Origin of the sequence: Burkholderia metallica (genome assembly GCF_001718555.1) — a bacterium.
Lineage (GTDB): Bacteria > Pseudomonadota > Gammaproteobacteria > Burkholderiales > Burkholderiaceae > Burkholderia > Burkholderia metallica.
The window spans coordinates 998549-1016414 of sequence record NZ_CP013401.1 but is presented as its reverse complement, the minus strand read 5'-3'; the positions used below and the strand labels follow the sequence as shown (position 1 = coordinate 1016414).

Annotated in this window: 16 protein-coding genes and 1 tRNA gene; 6 read left to right on the top strand and 11 right to left on the bottom strand. The window is 66.6% G+C overall.

What is annotated here, in order from left to right; translation table 11 throughout:
• The first annotated feature begins 153 nt into the window (after nucleotides 1–153).
• Nucleotides 154–1722 carry a chloride channel protein gene (locus WJ16_RS04555; protein WP_069256033.1) on the top strand — a complete coding sequence of 523 codons (1569 nt, stop codon included), beginning with the start codon at nucleotides 154–156 and terminating at the stop codon, nucleotides 1720–1722.
• A 116-nt stretch (nucleotides 1723–1838) separates the two neighbouring features.
• Here WJ16_RS04555 and WJ16_RS04550 read toward each other — a convergent pair whose 3' ends face one another.
• The 5 genes from WJ16_RS04550 to WJ16_RS04530 all read right to left on the bottom strand — a co-directional run bounded on the left by WJ16_RS04550 (nucleotide 1839) and on the right by WJ16_RS04530 (nucleotide 5223).
• On the bottom strand, nucleotides 1839–2240 hold the full coding sequence (locus WJ16_RS04550; protein WP_069256032.1) for a YXWGXW repeat-containing protein: 402 nt from the start codon (nucleotides 2238–2240) through the stop codon (nucleotides 1839–1841).
• A 159-nt stretch (nucleotides 2241–2399) separates the two neighbouring features.
• A complete protein-coding gene (gene minE / locus WJ16_RS04545; protein ID WP_006400798.1) occupies nucleotides 2400–2654 on the bottom strand; it encodes a cell division topological specificity factor MinE in 255 nt (84 codons plus the stop codon).
• Between the two features lie 12 nt (nucleotides 2655–2666).
• Nucleotides 2667–3482, bottom strand: coding sequence for a septum site-determining protein MinD (minD, locus tag WJ16_RS04540; protein ID WP_059235599.1), 816 nt, complete (start codon nucleotides 3480–3482; stop codon nucleotides 2667–2669).
• A 60-nt stretch (nucleotides 3483–3542) separates the two neighbouring features.
• Nucleotides 3543–4328 (bottom strand): septum site-determining protein MinC, encoded by a 786-nt coding sequence (minC, locus tag WJ16_RS04535; protein ID WP_069256031.1) that lies wholly within the window; start codon nucleotides 4326–4328, stop codon nucleotides 3543–3545.
• Nucleotides 4329–4494: 166 nt separating this feature from the next.
• Nucleotides 4495–5223, bottom strand: coding sequence for a GNAT family N-acetyltransferase (locus tag WJ16_RS04530; protein ID WP_236858182.1), 729 nt, complete (start codon nucleotides 5221–5223; stop codon nucleotides 4495–4497).
• Between the two features lie 440 nt (nucleotides 5224–5663).
• Between WJ16_RS04530 and WJ16_RS04525 the strand changes: the two genes are divergently transcribed.
• On the top strand, nucleotides 5664–6824 hold the full coding sequence (locus WJ16_RS04525; protein WP_069256029.1) for an alkane 1-monooxygenase: 1161 nt from the start codon (nucleotides 5664–5666) through the stop codon (nucleotides 6822–6824).
• 246 nt (nucleotides 6825–7070) lie between these two features.
• On the opposite strand, the gene WJ16_RS04520 is transcribed toward WJ16_RS04525, so the two are convergent.
• Together WJ16_RS04520 and serS are read right to left on the bottom strand one after the other, a co-directional pair.
• A tRNA-Ser gene (locus WJ16_RS04520) sits at nucleotides 7071–7161 on the bottom strand.
• A gap of 136 nt (nucleotides 7162–7297) precedes the next feature.
• A complete protein-coding gene (serS, locus tag WJ16_RS04515; protein ID WP_069256028.1) occupies nucleotides 7298–8599 on the bottom strand; it encodes a serine--tRNA ligase in 1302 nt (433 codons plus the stop codon).
• Between the two features lie 262 nt (nucleotides 8600–8861).
• Here serS and WJ16_RS04510 point away from each other — a divergent pair, with 262 nt between their 5' ends.
• Nucleotides 8862–9128: a DUF2164 domain-containing protein gene (locus tag WJ16_RS04510; RefSeq protein ID WP_011351259.1), complete on the top strand. Its 267-nt coding sequence runs from the start codon at nucleotides 8862–8864 to the stop codon at nucleotides 9126–9128.
• 46 nt (nucleotides 9129–9174) lie between these two features.
• On the opposite strand, the gene WJ16_RS04505 is transcribed toward WJ16_RS04510, so the two are convergent.
• The 3 genes from WJ16_RS04505 to WJ16_RS04495 form a co-directional block, all read right to left on the bottom strand.
• Nucleotides 9175–10485: a replication-associated recombination protein A gene (locus WJ16_RS04505; RefSeq protein WP_069256027.1), complete on the bottom strand. Its 1311-nt coding sequence runs from the start codon at nucleotides 10483–10485 to the stop codon at nucleotides 9175–9177.
• A gap of 241 nt (nucleotides 10486–10726) precedes the next feature.
• Nucleotides 10727–11416: an outer membrane lipoprotein chaperone LolA gene (lolA, locus tag WJ16_RS04500; protein ID WP_069256026.1), complete on the bottom strand. Its 690-nt coding sequence runs from the start codon at nucleotides 11414–11416 to the stop codon at nucleotides 10727–10729.
• Between the two features lie 46 nt (nucleotides 11417–11462).
• Nucleotides 11463–13772, bottom strand: a complete 2310-nt coding sequence (locus tag WJ16_RS04495) for a DNA translocase FtsK (RefSeq protein ID WP_069256025.1) — start codon at nucleotides 13770–13772, stop codon at nucleotides 11463–11465.
• 396 nt (nucleotides 13773–14168) lie between these two features.
• Here WJ16_RS04495 and trxB point away from each other — a divergent pair, with 396 nt between their 5' ends.
• The 3 genes from trxB to WJ16_RS04480 all read left to right on the top strand — a co-directional run bounded on the left by trxB (nucleotide 14169) and on the right by WJ16_RS04480 (nucleotide 16658).
• A complete protein-coding gene (gene trxB / locus WJ16_RS04490) occupies nucleotides 14169–15131 on the top strand; it encodes a thioredoxin-disulfide reductase (protein WP_069256024.1) in 963 nt (320 codons plus the stop codon).
• Between the two features lie 137 nt (nucleotides 15132–15268).
• A complete protein-coding gene (locus WJ16_RS04485) occupies nucleotides 15269–16048 on the top strand; it encodes a Smr/MutS family protein (protein WP_069256023.1) in 780 nt (259 codons plus the stop codon).
• Nucleotides 16035–16658 (top strand): trimeric intracellular cation channel family protein, encoded by a 624-nt coding sequence (locus WJ16_RS04480; protein WP_039343458.1) that lies wholly within the window; start codon nucleotides 16035–16037, stop codon nucleotides 16656–16658. Before WJ16_RS04485 ends, WJ16_RS04480 begins: the two co-directional genes overlap by 14 nt.
• 66 nt (nucleotides 16659–16724) lie before the next feature.
• On the opposite strand, the gene WJ16_RS04475 is transcribed toward WJ16_RS04480, so the two are convergent.
• Nucleotides 16725–17843, bottom strand: a complete 1119-nt coding sequence (locus tag WJ16_RS04475; RefSeq protein ID WP_069256022.1) for an ABC transporter ATP-binding protein — start codon at nucleotides 17841–17843, stop codon at nucleotides 16725–16727.
• Nucleotides 17844–17866: the final 23 nt, after the last annotated feature.

The window sequence follows — 17866 nt, the reverse complement described above, 5'->3', positions numbered from 1 at the left end:
TGCCAATTTGGCATGCTAACGATGGTTACCCATCGCGAACATTACGCGAGAATTACTTTTGCAACAAAATGCATCTTGGCGGCGAATGATTGCCGCGCCCCGCTCGCATCCGGTTCTTTTTATAATCCGATTTTTGCCTTCCGGCCAGCGTCGATGCCACGCCCCGCGCTTCCCGCCCTGTTTCCCGCCCTCACCCGCCGCTCGCTGAGAATCTGGCGCCAGTACGGCGTTTTCTGGCTCGGCGCCATCGTCGTCGGCCTCGCGGCCGTGCTCTACGCGAGGCTGATCGACTGGGGCTACGAAACCTTTCGCACGATGCGCGATCACGCCGCGTGGCTGCCGCTGCTGCTGACGCCGGCCATCGCCGCGCTGTCGGTATGGATCACGCGCCGCTTCTTCCGCGGCGCCGAGGGCAGCGGCATCCCGCAGGTGATCGCGACGCTGCATGCACGCCCGAGCGCGTTCGGCGCCCGGCTGCTAACGCTGCGCATCCTGTTCGGCAAGGTGCTGGTGTCGTTCCTGGGCATTTTGGGCGGCTTCACGATCGGCCGCGAAGGGCCGACCGTGCAGGTCGGCGCGGCGCTGATGTTCAATCTGCGGCGCTTCTACCCGCGCTCGAACGCGCAGATCGAACGCCAGCTGGTACTGGCCGGCGCGGCGGCCGGGCTGTCGGCCGCGTTCAATACGCCGCTCGCCGGGATCGTGTTCGCGATCGAGGAGCTGACACGCAGCTTCTCCGCGCGCGCCAGCGGGGTGCTGATCACCGCGATCATCCTCGCCGGCGTCGTCGCGCTCGGCCTGAACGGTAATTACACGTATTTCGGCACGATCGATGCCGGCCCCCATTTCCCGAAGCTGCTCGCGCTCGCCGTGCTGGTCACCGCGATCGTGACGGGGATCGCGGGCGGCCTGTTCTGCTGGCTGCTGCTCAACACGGGGCGCTGGCTGCCCGCGCGACTGCTCGACCTGTATCGCGAGCGGCCGATCGCGTTCGCCGCGCTGTGCGGCTTCACGATCGCCGTCGTCGGCCTCGTATCGGGCGGCACGACTTTCGGCAGCGGCTATGCCGAAGCGCGCGGCCTGCTCGACGGCAGCCAGCATCTGTCGGTGTTCTATCCGTTCCTGAAGATGGCATCGATGGTCGCGTCGTACCTGCCGGGCATCCCGGGCGGCATCTTCGCGCCGTCGCTGTCTATCGGCGCCGGGTTCGGCAACCTGCTGCATGGGGTGTTCAGCAACATGAGCCTGCCGATGCTGATCGCGCTCGCGATGGTCGGCTATATGGCGGCCGTCACGCAGTCGCCGATCACGTCGTTCGTGATCGTGATGGAGATGATCAACGGTCACGCGCTCGTGATTTCGCTGATGGCGACCGCTCTGGTGTCGAGCCGCGTATCGCGCTTCTTCGCGCCGCCGCTGTACGAATCGCTCGCCCAGCGCTATCTCGCGCCGCCCGTCGCGGCCGCGGAACCGGCTGCCGCAGCCGCGGCAAGTACGACGATGGGAACCGGCGTCACCGAGCCGCAGGATGCGGCCGCCGCGCCCGCCGATCCGCTCGACACGCTGCGCGACGAAGGCGATGACGGCAACGAAGCGACGGCCGCCGTACCTGTCGACGGCGCGGTCGATGGCGCGGCTGACGCACCGGCGCCGCGCGACGATGCGCCGGCTGCAGCCGACACGAACGGCCCGGCGCAGCCCGGCCCGCGCGACGCTCAGTAGATCACGACGGGGGCCGGCCGGTAATACACGGGCCGCGCCGGCACGACGATGCAGCCGGCCAGCGTGATCGCGACGAGCGCGATGGCGATTGCGGTTCTTTTCATCGCCCGCCTCCGTCACGCCCAGTGGCCACGGGTCCAGAACCAGTTCGGACCGCGCTGGTCCCAATGGCCCGGCACCCATCGCATGCCGATGCGCTCGGCTTCCCAGTGGCCGCCGATCCACACGTAGCGGCCATGCTCCCAGTGCCAGTGCCCACGGTCCCACACGTAGCCCACGCGGGCGGCCGGCACGACCTCGTAGCGCACCGGCGGCGGCGCGTTCGGCGCGACGACGACGATTTCCTCGGTACGCACGGCGACCGGCTCGGCGACGACCACACGCCCCTGCGGCGCGATCACGGGCGTGCCGACGAGAATCTCGTCCGCATGCGCGGCGAGCGGTGCGACGACGGCTGACAGGCCCGCGGCACACAGCGCGAGCGAAACGATACGACGTTGAACGGTAGAGACAGCCATCACAACCTCCAGGTTGAACAAGTTACGCGAGCGTATTCGTTCAATGCGGGAGGCGCGGTAACGGCCGACAGACGCCGTGTTACGGCGTGCCCGAAAGTGCAACAGGGCGTAAGACGCGCACGGCGGCGAATGCCGCCGTGCGGGGGGATACTGCGACGGTCAGGCTTGCGGGATCTCGATCTTCACTTCGAGGACTTCGAGATCGTCCTGGCGCTCGAGGCTCACGCGGATGTCATCGTTCGAAATTTGGACGTACTTCGAGATGACCGCGACCAGCTCCTTCTGCAGCGCCGGCAGGTAATCGGCCGGCGGCCGGCCGCCGACGCGCTCGTGCGCGATGATGAGCTGCAGGCGCTCCTTCGCGACCGATGCGGACTTCTTCTTCTCGCCGAGGAGAAACGAAAGGATGGACATGAGCGGCCTCCGTTACTTGCTGCCGAAGAGGCGCTGCAGCAGGCCCGGCTTCTGGTAATCGGTGAAGCGCAGCGGCTTGTCTTCGCCGAGGAAGCGCGAGACGACGTCCTTGTACGCTTCAGCGACGTCGGTGCCGTCGATGTGCACGGCCGGCAGACCCTGGTTCGACGCATGCAGCACGGCTTCCGATTCGGGCACCACGCCGATCAGCTTGATGCGCAGGATCTCGCTGATGTCCTCGAGCGACAGCATCTCGCCTTCGCTCACGCGCTTCGGGCTGTAGCGCGTGATCAGCAGATGCTCCTTGATCGGATCCTTGCCTTCGGTCGCGCGCTTCGTCTTCGACGACAGGATGCCGAGAATGCGGTCCGAGTCGCGCACCGACGACACTTCCGGGTTCGTGACGATCAGCGCTTCGTCCGCGAAGTACATCGCGTGCAGCGCACCCGCCTCGATACCGGCCGGCGAATCGCAGACGATGAATTCGAAGTCCATCGCGACGAGGTCGTTCAGCACCTTCTCGACGCCGTCGCGGGTCAGCGCATCCTTGTCGCGCGTCTGCGACGCCGGCAGGATGAACAGGTTCTCGCACTTCTTGTCCTTGATCAGCGCCTGGTTCAGGTTCGCTTCGCCCTGGATCACGTTCACGAGGTCATACACCACGCGGCGCTCGCAGCCCATGATGAGATCGAGGTTGCGCAGGCCGACGTCGAAGTCGATCACGGCCGTCTTGTGGCCGCGCAGCGCGAGACCGGACGCGAAGCTCGCGCTCGTCGTCGTCTTGCCCACGCCGCCCTTGCCCGAGGTCACCACGATGATTTTTGCCATTTACCCAATACCCTGTGTTCGTCAATGAGAGCCGATCGATCCGGAGCGCACCGCGTGTCGTTACGTCAGGCGCAGCGGTTCGATCATCAGTTTTTCCTCTTCGAGCCGGATCTGCACCGATTTGCCCAGAACTTCAGCGGGCAGCGGGTTCTCGGTTGTCCGATAGATACCCGCGATCGAAATCAGTTCCGGCTCCAGACACGTGCAGAAAATGCGCGCGTCGTGATTGCCGTGCACGCCCGCGAGTGCGCGGCCGCGCAACGGCGCGTAGATGTGGATGTTGCCTTCCGCGATGATTTCCGCACCGTGACTGACCGGCGCGAGCACCACGAGGTCTCCTTTCGCGTAAATCTGCTGCCCCGAACGCAACGGCCGGTCGATCACCAGCGTCTGGCCGCCGGCCTGCGAGAGCGTCGGCGTGGCGTCCGACGACTGTTCGGGCACCGCTGCGGCTGCCGCAGCGGCGGCGGGCTCGACGGCTGGCACAGCCGCCGGTTCCGCTTCGTCGGTATGTTTCGCGGCCGGCGCGCGGCGGTCGCGCGCCTCCAGCAACGGCAGGCCGGCTTCCCCCGCCCAGCCCTGCGTGGCCAGTGCGACGACACCCACCGGCCGCATCCGCACGTCGTTCAACATCTGGCGGATGTCCGCGAGCGCGACGCGTTCGCCGTCAGCCAGGCGGCGGACGTCGATCGCGACGACATCGTCGGCGAAAAACTCGGGAGTCGCTTCGAAGCGCTTGACCAGTTCGGTACGCAACGCATCGAGATCGGTCGTCTTCACGGTGAACAGCAACGTATCGACCGATCCGCTGCGCAGCTCGAAGAATGGCGATTTTTTAAGCGACATGGACACTCTGCAAAAATTTTTTGCGTATTTTACAGGCGTCCACGCGCGCGGCCATTATTTTTGGGGAACCGGGTGGCGGCAGCCCGGGCGGTTGCACAACCGGCTGGCGCGCAGGCAGGCGGGCCGGACCTTCATCGCGCCGCGCGGCCCGCGTTCCGACGCGGGGTCAGTGCTTCACCCGCGACACGTACAGCGATTTCATCGCGCCGGGCATCCGTGCGATCGGCGCGTGTTCGCCGGTGTTGCCGAAACCCGCGCGCTCGTAGAAGCGGATCGCGTTGCGGTTCGCATCGGCGATCCATGCGTAGACGTCGCTCGCGCCGCGCTCGGCGAGCCATGCGGTGGCCGTCTCCAGCAGCAGCACGCCGCCGCGCAGATGACGCACCGCGTGCGCGACCCACAGCTCGCTGACGAACGCACGCCGATCGGGCGTGTTGTCGAAATAGGCGCCGATCATGCCGGCCGGATGGCCCTCGGTGTACAGCAGGAAAGTCGTCGATTCGTCGGACACGGCGCGCTGCGCGGCAATCGCCGACGCTGCGTCCGTTTCGACGTTCAGCAATTCGGCCTCCGGCGCTTCGCCGGGCGCATAGGGCTCACGCAACGATGCGGCGCGGAGTTCGCGATACACGCCGCCCTGGTCGGCAACGATACGACGAACGGTCAAGGTCGAACTCATGCAGGCACAGCCCCCTTCGGACAGCAAGCTACTAGCTTCAACCGAAAGCGGGGCATGAGTCAAATCGTTATTTTCAAATGGCGGCGCGAATCGAAAGGCGGCAGCGGGCGTGCGGCCGGTCGGTGTGCAGGTGCAGCATCGCCCACGCGATGCAGGCGAGCGGACGACCGCCCAAACGGCTTCGTTCGACGCATCGCGCCGATCGCCTTGCGACATCAGGCAGTCGCCGGTTCGACGCTGCGCCATTCAACACAGAAGGCGTAATGCTCCGTAATATTGGTAACCCGAACGCAAGCGGGATGGGTACCCGTCACATCTCCCATATTGCGTCGCAACATTTGTTGCGGCCCCGTGGCGCCGAAGCCAGTACCCGTCACGACGCGATATTCGTCTGACCAAGCCGTCGTTCACGAGAGCCGATTCGACGTTACGCGCATGTTTCAATCAGCGTGCGCGAGCCCTTCCCTGATTGCGCGGAACGCCCCCTTCCGTTTGGAGCCGCGCGCCTAGCGCCGGAGTTTGGCAAGCGCGCGCGTGGATCGTATAACGGCAGAACCGGGTGACGATCCGGCGCAACCGCACGTGCGTCGCGGACCAACGAGAATTCGAACAACCGTACAGGCGGCCGCCTTCGGCCGGCCGGCAGGAGGGAGACAATGGCAATGACCGACGGACCGGCTTCGGGCTGGTCGGATGGCAAGCGTTACCTGTGGCTGCTCGGCGCGTTGACGATCACGCTGCCGATCCTTGCCGCGCAGCTCGCGCTGTCGACGGGCCTGCACGTATTCTGGTGGTTCGGCCCGCTGTTCGCGTTCGGCGTAATTCCGATCCTCGACACGCTGATCGGCGACGATCGCGACAATCCGCCCGAGGCCGTCGTGCCGCATCTCGAACGGGAGCGCTATTACCGGCTGATCGTCTATATCGCGACGTTCGTCGAATACGTCGCGTTCTTCATGTGCGTACGGATCGTCGGCACGCATGCGCTCGCGTGGTACGACTACGTCGGCTTCGCGCTGTCGCTCGGCGCCGCGACGGGCATCTCGATCAATACCGCGCACGAACTCGGGCACAAGACCAACCGCTTCGAGCGCTGGCTCGCGAAGATCACGCTCGCGCCGGTCGCCTATGGCCACTTCTACGTCGAACACAACCGCGGCCATCACGTCCGCGTCGCGACGGCCGAGGATCCGGCGAGCGCACGCTATGGCGAATCGTTCTGGGCGTTCCTGCCGCGCACCGTGACCGGCAGCATCCGCTCGGCGTGGCGGCTCGAGAAGGCCCGCCTCGAACGGCTCGGGCATTCGCCGTGGACCTGGCGCAACGAGGTGCTGCACGCGTGGGCGATGACCGTCGTCGTGTGGGGCATCGCGATCGCGATGGCCGGCAAGGTCGTGATCCCGTTCCTCGTGATCCAGGCCGTCTACGGCGCGTCGCTGCTCGAAGTGGTGAACTACGTCGAGCACTACGGGCTCGGCCGCCGCAAGCTGCCGAGCGGCCGCTACGAACGCTGCACGCCGCAGCATTCGTGGAACAGCAATCACGTCGTCACCAACCTGTTCCTGTACCAGTTGCAGCGGCACGCCGACCATCACGCGAATCCGACGCGCTCGTACCAGGCGCTGCGCCACTTCGACGATTCGCCGCAACTGCCGGCCGGCTACGCGACGATGATCCTGTTCGCGTACGTGCCGCCGCTCTGGTATCGCGTGATGAATCCGCGCGTCGTCGCGCACTACGGAGGCGACATGGCGCAATCGAACATCAAGCCTTCGATCCGCGCCCGGGTGCTCGCGCAATATCCGTCTGCTGCGTGATCGCGGCAGACGGGTCGCGGCAGGCGTGAGCCCGCGCGACGGCGGCGAACGTATCGATCGAACGGTCGGGAGTAGGGATACCGTATAGCGCGCCACAGAACATCGGCAGCAGCGACGGCGAATGCGACGGGGATCTTGTAGCTCGGCTTCACGAGCCGTTGCCGCTGCAACGGCCTGCGACACGTCGCGCCGCAGACCCAAAACGAAAAGCCCCTTGATCCTTCCGGATCAAGGGGCTTCGTATTTTGGCGGAGAGGGTGGGATTCGAACCCACGGTACGGGGAAACCGTACGCCTGATTTCGAGTCAGGTACATTCGACCACTCTGCCACCTCTCCTTCCTTGCTGCTTTACTGCATTTCGCGTTTGGTCGTTTCCGCGAAAGAAAAGATTATAGAACGATCTCTTCGATGCCTGCAAGCCCCTTTTTGCAAATTTTTTGCGAGGTCTGCAGGCGCCCGCAGGCACGCGAGCTTACGACGCCTGCACCGGCGCGTCGATGCGCTCGATGCCGCCCATGTACGGACGCAGCACTTCCGGCACCGTGACCGAGCCGTCCGCGTTCTGGTAGTTCTCCAGCACCGCGACGAGCGTGCGGCCGACCGCGAGACCCGAACCGTTCAGCGTATGCACGAGCTCGGGCTTGCCCTGCGCGTTGCGGAAACGCGCCTGCATCCGTCGCGCCTGGAACGCCTCGGTGTTCGAGCAGCTGGAGATCTCGCGATAGGTGTTCTGCGCAGGCAGCCACACTTCGAGGTCGAACGTCTTCGCGGCCGAGAAGCCCATGTCGCCCGTGCACAGCGTGATCACGCGGTACGGCAGGCCGAGCTTCTGCAGAATCGCTTCCGCATGGCCGACCATCTCGTCGAGCGCCGCGTACGACGTTTCCGGCGCGACGACCTGCACCATTTCGACCTTGTCGAACTGGTGCTGGCGAATCATCCCGCGCGTGTCGCGGCCGTACGAACCGGCTTCGGAGCGGAAGCACGGGGAATGCGCGGTGAGCTTGATCGGCAGCGCGGCCGCGTCGACGATCGATTCGCGCACGGTGTTCGTCAGCGAGATTTCCGACGTGGAAATCAGGTACTGCGTGACCTTGTTCTCCTCGCCGCCTTTCTCGACGCGGAACATGTCGTCCGCGAACTTCGGCAGTTGGCCCGTACCGTACAGGATCTCGGGGTTCACGATGTACGGCGTATACGCCTCGGTGTAGCCGTGCTGCTGCGTGTGCGTGTCGATCATGAACTGCGCGAGCGCACGGTGCAGACGGGCAATCGAACCGCGCAGCATCGTGAAGCGCGCGCCGGCGAGCTTCGCGCCGGTCTCGAAATCGAGACCGAGCGGCGTGCCGACGTCGACGTGATCCTTCACCTCGAAGTCGAACGCGCGCGGCGTGCCCCAGCGGCGCACCTCGACGTTGTCGGCTTCGTCCTTGCCGACCGGCACGCTTTCGTGCGCGATGTTCGGCATGCCCAGCAGCAAGTCGGACAGGCGCGCCTGGATGTCGCCGAGCTTGGCTTCCGACGCCTTCATTTCGTCGCCGATCCCGCCGACCTCGGCCATCACGGCCGACGTGTCCTCGCCCTTGCCCTTCATCGCGCCGATCTGCTTCGACAGGCTGTTGCGGCGCGCCTGAAGCTCTTCGGTGCGGGTCTGGATCGCGCGGCGTTCCGCTTCGAGGGCGGAGAACGCGGCGATGTCGAGGGTGTAGCCGCGATCGGCGAGGCGCTGGGCGACGCCGTCGAGGTCTTTGCGCAGCAACTGGATGTCGAGCATGGGAGGACTTGGAGAATCGTTGTGTAAGACGGGAATTCTAACGCACCGCGCGGCCGCCACGGCACTGGCCGGACGGACTATGCTGCAAATGGGCGATGACCGCGGTGCAACGGCCGTGGCAGTATCGCATTGCCGGTTCGCCCTTCGGCACCGTCGAGTCGCGCGGCATCGAAGCGCCGCGGATCGCAAAACACCCGTGCGTGCGCGCAGCAGCGCATCGAACGGCGCACCTGCCGCCCGCCACACCACCCCAAGGAACCTGATGGCCATCGAACTGGACAAGGACGTACGCGACCGCGCGATCGCGTCGCTGCAACGCTATTTCACGGAAAACATGGACGAGCCGATCGGCAATATCCAGGCCGGCGCGCTGCTGCACTTCTTCGTCGAGGAGATCGCGCCCGCGATCTACAACCTCGCGATCGCCGATGCGCAGCAGAGCCTGCACGCCCGCGTGACCGAGCTCGACATCGAGTGCCATCAGGAGCCGTTCGGCTACTGGAAGAAGCAGCCGGCCCGCAAGCGCTGATGCGTTCGCGACGGCACCGGCGCGGGCCGCGCCGACCGTCGACTCGTCAGTCCTTCTTGCCGGCTTCGCGATCGAGTTCGCGCAGCCACGCGAGCTTGTCGGCGATCTTCGATTCGAGCCCGCGCGGCACCGGCTTGTACCAGTGCGGTTCGCGCATCCCGTCCGGCAGGTACGTCTCGCCGGCCGCATACGCATTCGGCTCGTCGTGCGCGTAACGGTAGGCGTGGCCGTAGCCGAGCTCCTTCATCAGCTTGGTCGGCGCGTTGCGCAGATGCACGGGTACCTCGCGCGACTTGTCCTGCTTCACGAACGCCATCGCCTGGTTGAACGCGTTGTAGCCCGCGTTGCTCTTCGCCGCGCACGCGAGATAGATCACCGCCTGCCCGAGTGCGAGCTCGCCTTCCGGCGAGCCGAGCCGCTCATACGTCTCGGCCGCATCGTTCGCCATCTGCAGCGCGCGCGGATCGGCGAGGCCGATGTCTTCCCATGCCATCCGCACGATCCGCCGCGCGAGATACTTCGGATCGGCGCCCCCGTCGATCATCCGGCAGAACCAGTACAGCGCGCCGTCCGGGCTCGAGCCGCGCACCGACTTGTGCAGCGCCGAGATCTGGTCGTAGAAGTTGTCGCCGCCCTTGTCGAAGCGCCGTGCGTTCAGCGTCATCGCGCTGCTGACGAAGTCGGCATCGATCGTCGCGACGCCGGCCGACGCGGCCGCCGTCTGCGCCTGCTCGAGCAGGTTCAGGAAACGGCGCGCATCGCCGTCCGCATAGCCGACCAGCGTATCGATCGCCTTGTCGTCGAACGCAAGGCCGTCGAGCGCGATGTCCTGCGCGCGCTTGAGCAACTGGCGCATCTCGTCGTCGTTCAGCGACTTCAGCACGTACACCTGCGCACGCGACAGCAACGCCGAGTTGACCTCGAAGCTCGGGTTCTCGGTCGTAGCTCCAATGAAGGTCACGAGCCCCGACTCGACGAACGGCAGCAACGCGTCCTGCTGCCCCTTGTTGAAGCGGTGGATCTCGTCGACGAACAGGATCGTGTGGCGGCCGGTGCGGTTCAGCGTGTCCTTCGCCTGCTCCATCGACTCGCGGATGTCCTTCACGCCGCCGAGCACCGCGGACAGCGCGATGAACTCGCAGTCGAACGCGAGTGCGGTGAGCCGTGCGAGCGTCGTCTTGCCGACACCGGGCGGCCCCCAAAGAATCATCGAATGCGGCTTGCCCGATTCGAACGCGAGCCGCAGCGGCTTGCCTTCGCCCAGCAAATGCGTCTGGCCGATCACCTCGGCGAGCGTCTTCGGCCGCAGCGCCTCGGCGAGCGGGCGGCGCGGCTCGACTTGAAACAGGTCGGACATGAACCCTCGCTCCACATCAAACGATGGCGGCCGAACCGGCCGCCGGACCCGTCATTATGACAGCCGCACGAAGCCGTCGCCGCGCCTGGTGCACGTGCCCGGTGCACGTGCCCGGTGCCCGCGCCTGTTGCACGCGCCCGTTGCACGCGCCTGTTGCACGCGCCCGGTGCCCGCGCCCCGAAACAACACGGGCCTGCCGTCGCCGGCAGGCCCGTTGCGGAAAAGCGGCGCGCGGCGCCGGTCAGCCGGTAATCACGTCGGCGCCCTTCGGTACCACGAACTTGAACGTATCGCCCTTCAGCGGCGGATTCGTCTGGATGTTCGTAAAGGTCAGCAGCGTGACGTTGCCGAACACGTCGTGCAGCTCCATCGCGGCGAGCGTGCCATTCTTGAAGCCGATGCCGATCCGCTGGAACTGCGTGTCCTGCGCCTTCGGCAGCATCTCGAGCCACTCGATGCCGCCCTTCTCGCCGGCATCGCGCAGCGTGTAGCTCTTGTCGAGATCGTTGCTGCCGAACAGGATCGCGGCGGGGCTCGCGCCCAGCGCGCCGTTCAGCTTGCGCTCGGTGACCTGGTTCAGGTCGCGGTCGTACACGTAAAGCTTGTCGCCGTCGGCCTGCAGCACCTGCTGGTACGGCTTCTGGTACGTCCAGATGAACTTGCCCGGGCGCGCGAACACGAACGTGCCGCTCGAATTGTCGGTGGGCTTCGGCGCGGCCTGCGCAGCACTCGCGCCCTTCGCCGGCGCCTTGACGATCTGTTGCGTGAAGTCGCCCTTCGCCGAACGCACCTGCGACACGAAAGCCTTCAGCTGCTCGGTGCCGCCCGCGAACGCGTGCGTGGCCGCGAGCATCAGCGACGCGCCGGCGAGCGCCGCGCCGAGCCAGCGTCGCGTCGAACGAAGGGACAATGCGAACGAATGTTGCTGCATATTGCGGTTTTCTCCTTGGATGGCCGGCGCTGCGGGCGCCGCGGACTCATTCCGCGTCGCGCGCCGGCACAAGAATTTCGCGGTTGCCGCTCGACGACATCGCCGATACGAGCCCCGACTGCTCCATCTGCTCGAGCAAACGCGCCGCGCGGTTATAGCCGATCCGCAGATGGCGCTGCACGAGCGAGATCGACGCACGGCGGTTCTTGATGACGATCTCGACCGCCTGGTCGTATAGCGGATCAGACTCGCCGCCGCCTTCGCCGGTTCCCGCGCCGGCCGAGCCCTCGTCGCCGTCGGCGGTGCCGCCTTCGAGCAGACCCTCGACGTAGTTCGGCTCGCCCTGCTCCTTGAGCTTCTCGACGACGCGATGAACTTCGTCGTCGCCGACGAACGCGCCGTGCACGCGCACCGGCAACCCGCTACCGGGCGGCAGGTACAGCATGTCGCCCATCCCGAGCAGCGATTCGGCGCCCATCTGGTCGAGAATCGTGCGCGAGTCGATCTTCGACGACACCTGGAACGCGATCCGCGTCGGCACGTTCGCCTTGATCAGACCCGTGATCACGTCGACCGACGGACGCTGCGTGGCCAGGATCAGGTGGATGCCGGCCGCGCGCGCCTTCTGCGCGATCCGCGCAATCAGTTCCTCGACCTTCTTGCCGACGACCATCATCAGGTCGGCCAGCTCGTCGATGACGACGACGATGTTCGGCAGGCGACCGAGCGGCTCCGGATCTTCCGGCGTCAGGCTAAACGGATTCGGCAGCTTTTCCTCGCGCTTCGCCGCCTCGTCGATCTTGTTGTTGTAGCCCGCCAGGTTGCGCACGCCGAGCTTGCTCATCAGCTTGTAGCGGCGCTCCATCTCCGCGACCGTCCAGTTCAGTGCATGGCCGGCCTGGCGCATGTCGGTGACGACCGGGCACAGCAGGTGCGGAATGCCCTCGTAGACGCTCATTTCGAGCATCTTCGGGTCGATCAGGATCAGGCGCACCTGGTCAGCCGTCGCCTTGTACAGCAGCGACAGGATCATCGCGTTGATCCCGACCGACTTGCCGGAACCGGTCGTGCCGGCAACGAGCAGGTGCGGCATCTTCGCGAGATCCGCGCACACCGGCTTGCCGCCGATGTCCTTGCCGAGACTCAGCGTCAGCGCCGACGACGCGGCGGCATAGACTTCGGAGCCGATGATCTCGGACAGGTGCACCGTCTGGCGGCGCTGGTTCGGCAGCTCGAGCGCCATGTAGTTCTTGCCGGGAATCGTCTCGACGACGCGGATCGACACGAGCGACAGCGAGCGCGCGAGATCCTTCGCCAGATTGACGATCTGGCTGCCCTTCACGCCGGTGGCCGGCTCGATCTCGTAGCGCGTGACGACCGGGCCCGGATACGCGGCGACGACGCTCGCCTCGACGCCGAAGTCCTTCAGCTTCTTCTCGATCAGACGCGACGTGAATTCGAGCGTATCGGCGGAAATCGACTCCTGCGCCTTCGGCGCGGGGTCGAGCAGCGACACCGGCGGCAGCGTCGAATCGCCCGGCAGGTCGGTGAAGAGCGGCACCTGGCGCTCGCGCTCGACGCGCTCGGACTTCGCCGGCGTGACGACCGGCGGCACGATCGTCACGGGCTCGTGATCCTCGATGCGCACGCGCTCCTCCTCGACCTTGCCTTCGCGGCGTACGGCCGCGGCCTCGCCGAGCTTGCGGTCGCGCTCGGCCTCGCGGCGCAGCTTCGCGACGTTCACGGCGGACAGGATCGCGCCGCCGACGCGCTCGGCGACCGACAGCCACGAGAAGCGGAAATACAGCGACAGGCCGATCGCGAGCGCGATCAGCAGCAGCAGCGTGCCGCCGGTGAAACCGAACGCGTGCGACATCGCTCCCGCGACGGCCTCGCCGACGACGCCGCCCGGCGCACGCGGCAGTTGCACCTTCAGCGACCACATGCGCAGCGCCTCGATGCCGTCGCACGCCAGCACGACGAGCACGAACGCGAGGATTTCGGTGAGCCAGCCGATCGGCCGCTCGGGTTCGTCCGCGACCGCCTCGTGGCGCGTGATGCGGCGGTAATTGACGGCAATGCGCCGCGCGAGCGGCACGATCAGCCAGTAGGCCGACAGGCCGAACAGCAGCAGGATGATGTCGGCCGTCCAGGCGCCGACGCGGCCGGCCCAGTTCGAGATGTGGTCCACCTGGGCGGCGTGCGTCCAGCTCGGATCGCGCCGGCTGTAGCTCAGCAGGGCCATCACCAGAAAGGCGCAGAGCGCGACCTGGAGAATCCAGCGGATCTCCGTGAGGAGCTTCGACATCCGGTGCGGCAACGCCTGTGCCTGGGCGGAATAAGGAGCTTTTGCCATGAATCCGTATAAAGAGGACGGGCCGTGCGCCCGCCTGTCGTTCGATCCCGCTTATTGTAAACGCTGCACCGGGCCGCCAAGTGTAAATGACGGTTACATAACGGGGTCGGGGTGCCGCTCGTCCGGCGGAAATGCTCCGCATCGGCCGCGTCGGGCTCGTGGCCGGCCGTCGGACGCCGCTGCCGCGCCGCCCCCGAGCCGGCGTCATGCCCCGCCCCGCGTGCGCGGCCGTTTCGCCGGGAGAGACTATCGCGACGATTGAAACTCTCGTTCGGCAGCGCAGCAACGGGGCCTTTATAATGCGCGTCTGATACCCATCTATGACGGCATCCCGGTCACCCCGGATCGTACGGCGAGCCCTACCCCGCCCGCCGGCCGCCTTTTACGGATTCGCACATGTCCACGCCCAAACACGCCAAAGTCCTGATTCTCGGTTCCGGCCCCGCCGGCTACACGGCTGCCGTCTACGCGGCACGCGCCAACCTGTCCCCGGTGCTGATCACCGGCATCGCGCAGGGCGGCCAGCTGATGACCACGACCGACGTCGAAAACTGGCCGGCCGACGCGAAAGGCGTGCAGGGTCCGGAGCTGATGGCGCGCTTCCTCGAGCACGCCGAGCGCTTCAACACCGAAATCGTGTTCGACCACATCCACACCGCGAAGCTGCACGAGAAGCCGATCCGCCTGATCGGCGACTCGGGCGAATACACGTGCGATTCGCTGATCATCGCGACCGGCGCGTCCGCGCAGTATCTCGGCCTGCCGTCCGAGGAAGCGTTCATGGGCAAGGGCGTGTCGGCCTGCGCGACCTGCGACGGCTTCTTCTATCGCGGCCAGGAAGTGGCGGTGATCGGCGGCGGCAACACGGCCGTCGAGGAAGCGCTCTACCTGACCGGCATCGCGAAGAAGGTCACGGTGATCCACCGCCGCGACAAGTTCCGCGCGGAGCCGATCCTGATCGACCGTCTGCTGGAGAAGGAAAAGGAAGGCGCGGTCGTGATCAAGTGGGATCACGTGCTCGACGAAGTGACGGGCGAGGATTCGGGCGTCACGGGCCTGCGCATCAAGAACGTGAAGACCGGCGCGACGGAAGACCTCAGCGTGCAGGGCGTGTTCGTCGCGATCGGTCACAAGCCGAACACCGACCTGTTCCAGGGCCAGCTCGAGATGAAGGACGGCTACATCCTGACGAAGAGCGGGCTGCACGGCAACGCGACGTCGACGAGCGTCGCCGGCGTGTTCGCCGCGGGCGACGTGCAGGACAACGTGTACCGCCAGGCGATCACCAGCGCCGGCACGGGCTGCATGGCCGCGCTCGACGCGCAGCGCTACCTCGAAAGCCTGCACGACAAGAAGTAAGCCGCGGGCCTTGCGGCGACGGGCGCTACAATGGCGTCCGCTGCCGCGAAGCAGGCCTGGCCGGACGAGCCGCTGCCGCCGCGCAGCGGCTTTTTTTTGCCCGCGCGCCCGAACGCGCCTGCCCTGCTTACCGAATCATGGCGAAGAACCAGCCCCATCCGAGCGATCCCGCGAAGCGGCAGATCGCCGCCCGTCCCGCGAACCCCGCGCCGGCGGCCCCGCCGCCCGCGCCCGATCCGGCCGCGTTGCGCGGCCAGGGGCTCGCGGGCCTCGGCGCATTGCGCAAGTCGCTGCAAGGCGAAGCCGACCGCCGCGAACGCGCGCGCATCGAAACGGCCAAGGCCGAGCGCAAGGCGGAAGCCGACGCGAACCTGTTCCGCAACGAGATCGGCGCAATCCGGCCGCTGAACGCGCCGCCGCGCGCGTCGTCCGGCCGCATGCCGCCCGACCCGGTGCCGAAGCAGACGCAGCGCGACGAGGAAGCCGTGCTGAACGCGACGTTGTCCGACGAATTCGATCCCGAGACGCTGCTCGACAGCGACGATTCGCTGTATTACCACCGCCCCGGCATCAGCCGCGACGTCGTGCGCAAGCTGCGCAGCGGCGCGTGGATCGTGCAGGCGCAGATCGATTTGCACGGGATGCGGCGCGACGAGGCGCGCGACGCGCTCGCCGAATTCATCCGCGAGGCCGGCAAGAAGGGGCTGCGCTGCCTGCGCGTGATCCACGGCAAGGGCCTCGGCTCGATCGGCAAGGAGCCCGTGCTGAAAGGCAAGGTGCGCGCGTGGCTCGTGCAGAAGGAAGAAGTGATCGCGTTCTGCGAGGCGCGCGGCCACGACGGCGGCGCGGGCGCGGTGCTGGTGCTGCTGCAGCCGTTCGCGGCGCCGGCCGACCGGGGGCCGCGTGCCGCATCCTAGGCTGACGCTCGCGATCGCCGTCCTGGAGGCGATCGCCACGCTGGCATTCGCGATTTCGGGGTTCATCGAAGCACGCAAGAACCGCCTCGACTCGGTCGGCACGTTCGTCGTCGCGCTCGCGACCGCGTTCGGCGGCGGCACGCTGCGCGACATCCTGCTCGAACGCCGGCCGTTCTACTGGGTCGTGCACGACGACTACGTGATCGCGATCTTCGTGCTCGCCCTCTTCGCGCCGTTCGTGCTGCGGATGCTGTCGCGGCTGTCGGCCGAGCGGTTGCTGCTGGTCGCCGACGCGATCGGGCTCGGGATCTTCAGCATCTCGGGCACGGCGATCGCGCTCGATGCCGAGATGCCGCGCTTCATCGCGGTGATGATGGGGGTGATCACCGGCGTGGTCGGCGGGATCGTCCGCGACGTGCTTTGCAACGACATCCCGCTGATCCTGCGCGATTCGCGGCCGTACGCGACCTGCGCGTTCGTCGGCTGCTGGTTCTATCTGCTGCTCGTGTGGCTGCAGTTCGACTCGGTGTACAGCGTGCTGCTCGCGACCGGCTTCATCCTCGTCGCGCGGCTCGCGACGTTCAAGTTCGACGTGCGGTTGCCGCACTGACCGCCGCCCCCAAAGGAAAGGGGCCGCCCGAAGACGACCCTTTTACGCTTCATTCGGCACGCGGCATCACGCGATCCGCTCTTCCGACGCCGGATCGAACAGCACCGCCTTCGACACGTCGAACAGCAGCGACTGCGTCTGCCCCGGCTGAGGATTCGCGGCCGGGTGCACGCGGCTCACGATCCGCTTGCCGTTCACCTGCGCGAACACGTGCGTGTCCGGCCCGGTCGGCTCGGTCACGTCGACGCGCACGTCGATCGGCTGCAGGCTCGACGCCTCGCCGTTGTGCGCGTTGCGCGCGTCGGTGATGCGCTCCGGACGCAGGCCGAGAATCACCTCGCGGCCGACGTGCGACTTCAGCTTCGCCGCGTCGAACGGCAGGTTCAGCGCGCTGCGTGCGAGGCCCGTGTCGATTTCGAGCGCGATCCCGCCGCCCTGCTCGACCAGTTTGCCGTTGATGAAGTTCATCGGCGGCGCGCCGATGAAGCCCGCGACGAACAGGTTCGACGGCGAATCGTAGATCTCCTGCGGCGCGCCGAACTGCTGGACCACGCCGTCCTTCATCACCGCGATCCGGTCGCCGAGCGTCATCGCCTCGATCTGGTCGTGCGTCACGTAGACGATCGTCGTGCCGAGGCGCTGGTGCAGCAGCTTGATCTCCGCGCGCATCTCGATGCGCAGCTTCGCGTCGAGGTTCGACAGCGGTTCGTCGAACAGGAACAGCGACGGATCGCGCGCGAGCGCGCGGCCCATCGCGACGCGCTGGCGCTGGCCGCCGGACAGCTGGCCCGGCTTGCGGTCGAGCAGGTGCTGGATCTGCAGCATCTGCGACACGCGGTCGACGATCTGCTGCTGCTCGCTCTTCGGCACCTTGCGGATGTTCAGGCCGAACGAGATGTTCTCGCGCACCGTCATCGACGGATACAGCGCGTACGACTGGAACACCATCGCGATGTCGCGATCCTTCGGCGACAGGTCGTTGACGACCTTGCCGTCGATGCAGATCTCGCCGCTCGTCACGGTTTCGAGCCCGGCGATCATGTTGAGCAGCGTCGACTTCCCGCAGCCCGACCCGCCGACCAGGATCAGGAACTGTCCGTCCTCGATCTCGATGTCGACACCCTTCAGGACCGGCACCCCGTTCGGGTAGGTCTTGTACACGTCACGGATGGAAAGGCTTGCCATGCTGTGAATCCTCTGTCTCGTCT

Excerpts from the sequence above, each read along its gene's own strand:
- WJ16_RS04505 (WP_069256027.1), bottom strand. The coding sequence starts at position 10,485 with ATGTCCGACCTGTTTCAAGTCGAGCCGCGCCGCCCGCTCGCCGAGGCG.
- WJ16_RS04485 (WP_069256023.1), top strand. The coding sequence starts at position 15,269 with ATGGCGAAGAACCAGCCCCATCCGAGCGATCCCGCGAAGCGGCAGATC.
- trxB (WP_069256024.1), top strand. The coding sequence starts at position 14,169 with ATGTCCACGCCCAAACACGCCAAAGTCCTGATTCTCGGTTCCGGCCCC.
- WJ16_RS04530 (WP_236858182.1), bottom strand. The coding sequence starts at position 5,223 with ATGTCGCAAGGCGATCGGCGCGATGCGTCGAACGAAGCCGTTTGGGCG.
- serS (WP_069256028.1), bottom strand. The coding sequence starts at position 8,599 with ATGCTCGACATCCAGTTGCTGCGCAAAGACCTCGACGGCGTCGCCCAG.
- WJ16_RS04525 (WP_069256029.1), top strand. The coding sequence starts at position 5,664 with ATGGCAATGACCGACGGACCGGCTTCGGGCTGGTCGGATGGCAAGCGT.
- lolA (WP_069256026.1), bottom strand. The coding sequence starts at position 11,416 with ATGCAGCAACATTCGTTCGCATTGTCCCTTCGTTCGACGCGACGCTGG.
- minE (WP_006400798.1), bottom strand. The coding sequence starts at position 2,654 with ATGTCCATCCTTTCGTTTCTCCTCGGCGAGAAGAAGAAGTCCGCATCG.
- WJ16_RS04555 (WP_069256033.1), top strand. The coding sequence starts at position 154 with ATGCCACGCCCCGCGCTTCCCGCCCTGTTTCCCGCCCTCACCCGCCGC.
- WJ16_RS04510 (WP_011351259.1), top strand. The coding sequence starts at position 8,862 with ATGGCCATCGAACTGGACAAGGACGTACGCGACCGCGCGATCGCGTCG.
- minD (WP_059235599.1), bottom strand. The coding sequence starts at position 3,482 with ATGGCAAAAATCATCGTGGTGACCTCGGGCAAGGGCGGCGTGGGCAAG.
- WJ16_RS04550 (WP_069256032.1), bottom strand. The coding sequence starts at position 2,240 with ATGGCTGTCTCTACCGTTCAACGTCGTATCGTTTCGCTCGCGCTGTGT.
- WJ16_RS04475 (WP_069256022.1), bottom strand. The coding sequence starts at position 17,843 with ATGGCAAGCCTTTCCATCCGTGACGTGTACAAGACCTACCCGAACGGG.
- WJ16_RS04495 (WP_069256025.1), bottom strand. The coding sequence starts at position 13,772 with ATGGCAAAAGCTCCTTATTCCGCCCAGGCACAGGCGTTGCCGCACCGG.
- minC (WP_069256031.1), bottom strand. The coding sequence starts at position 4,328 with ATGTCGCTTAAAAAATCGCCATTCTTCGAGCTGCGCAGCGGATCGGTC.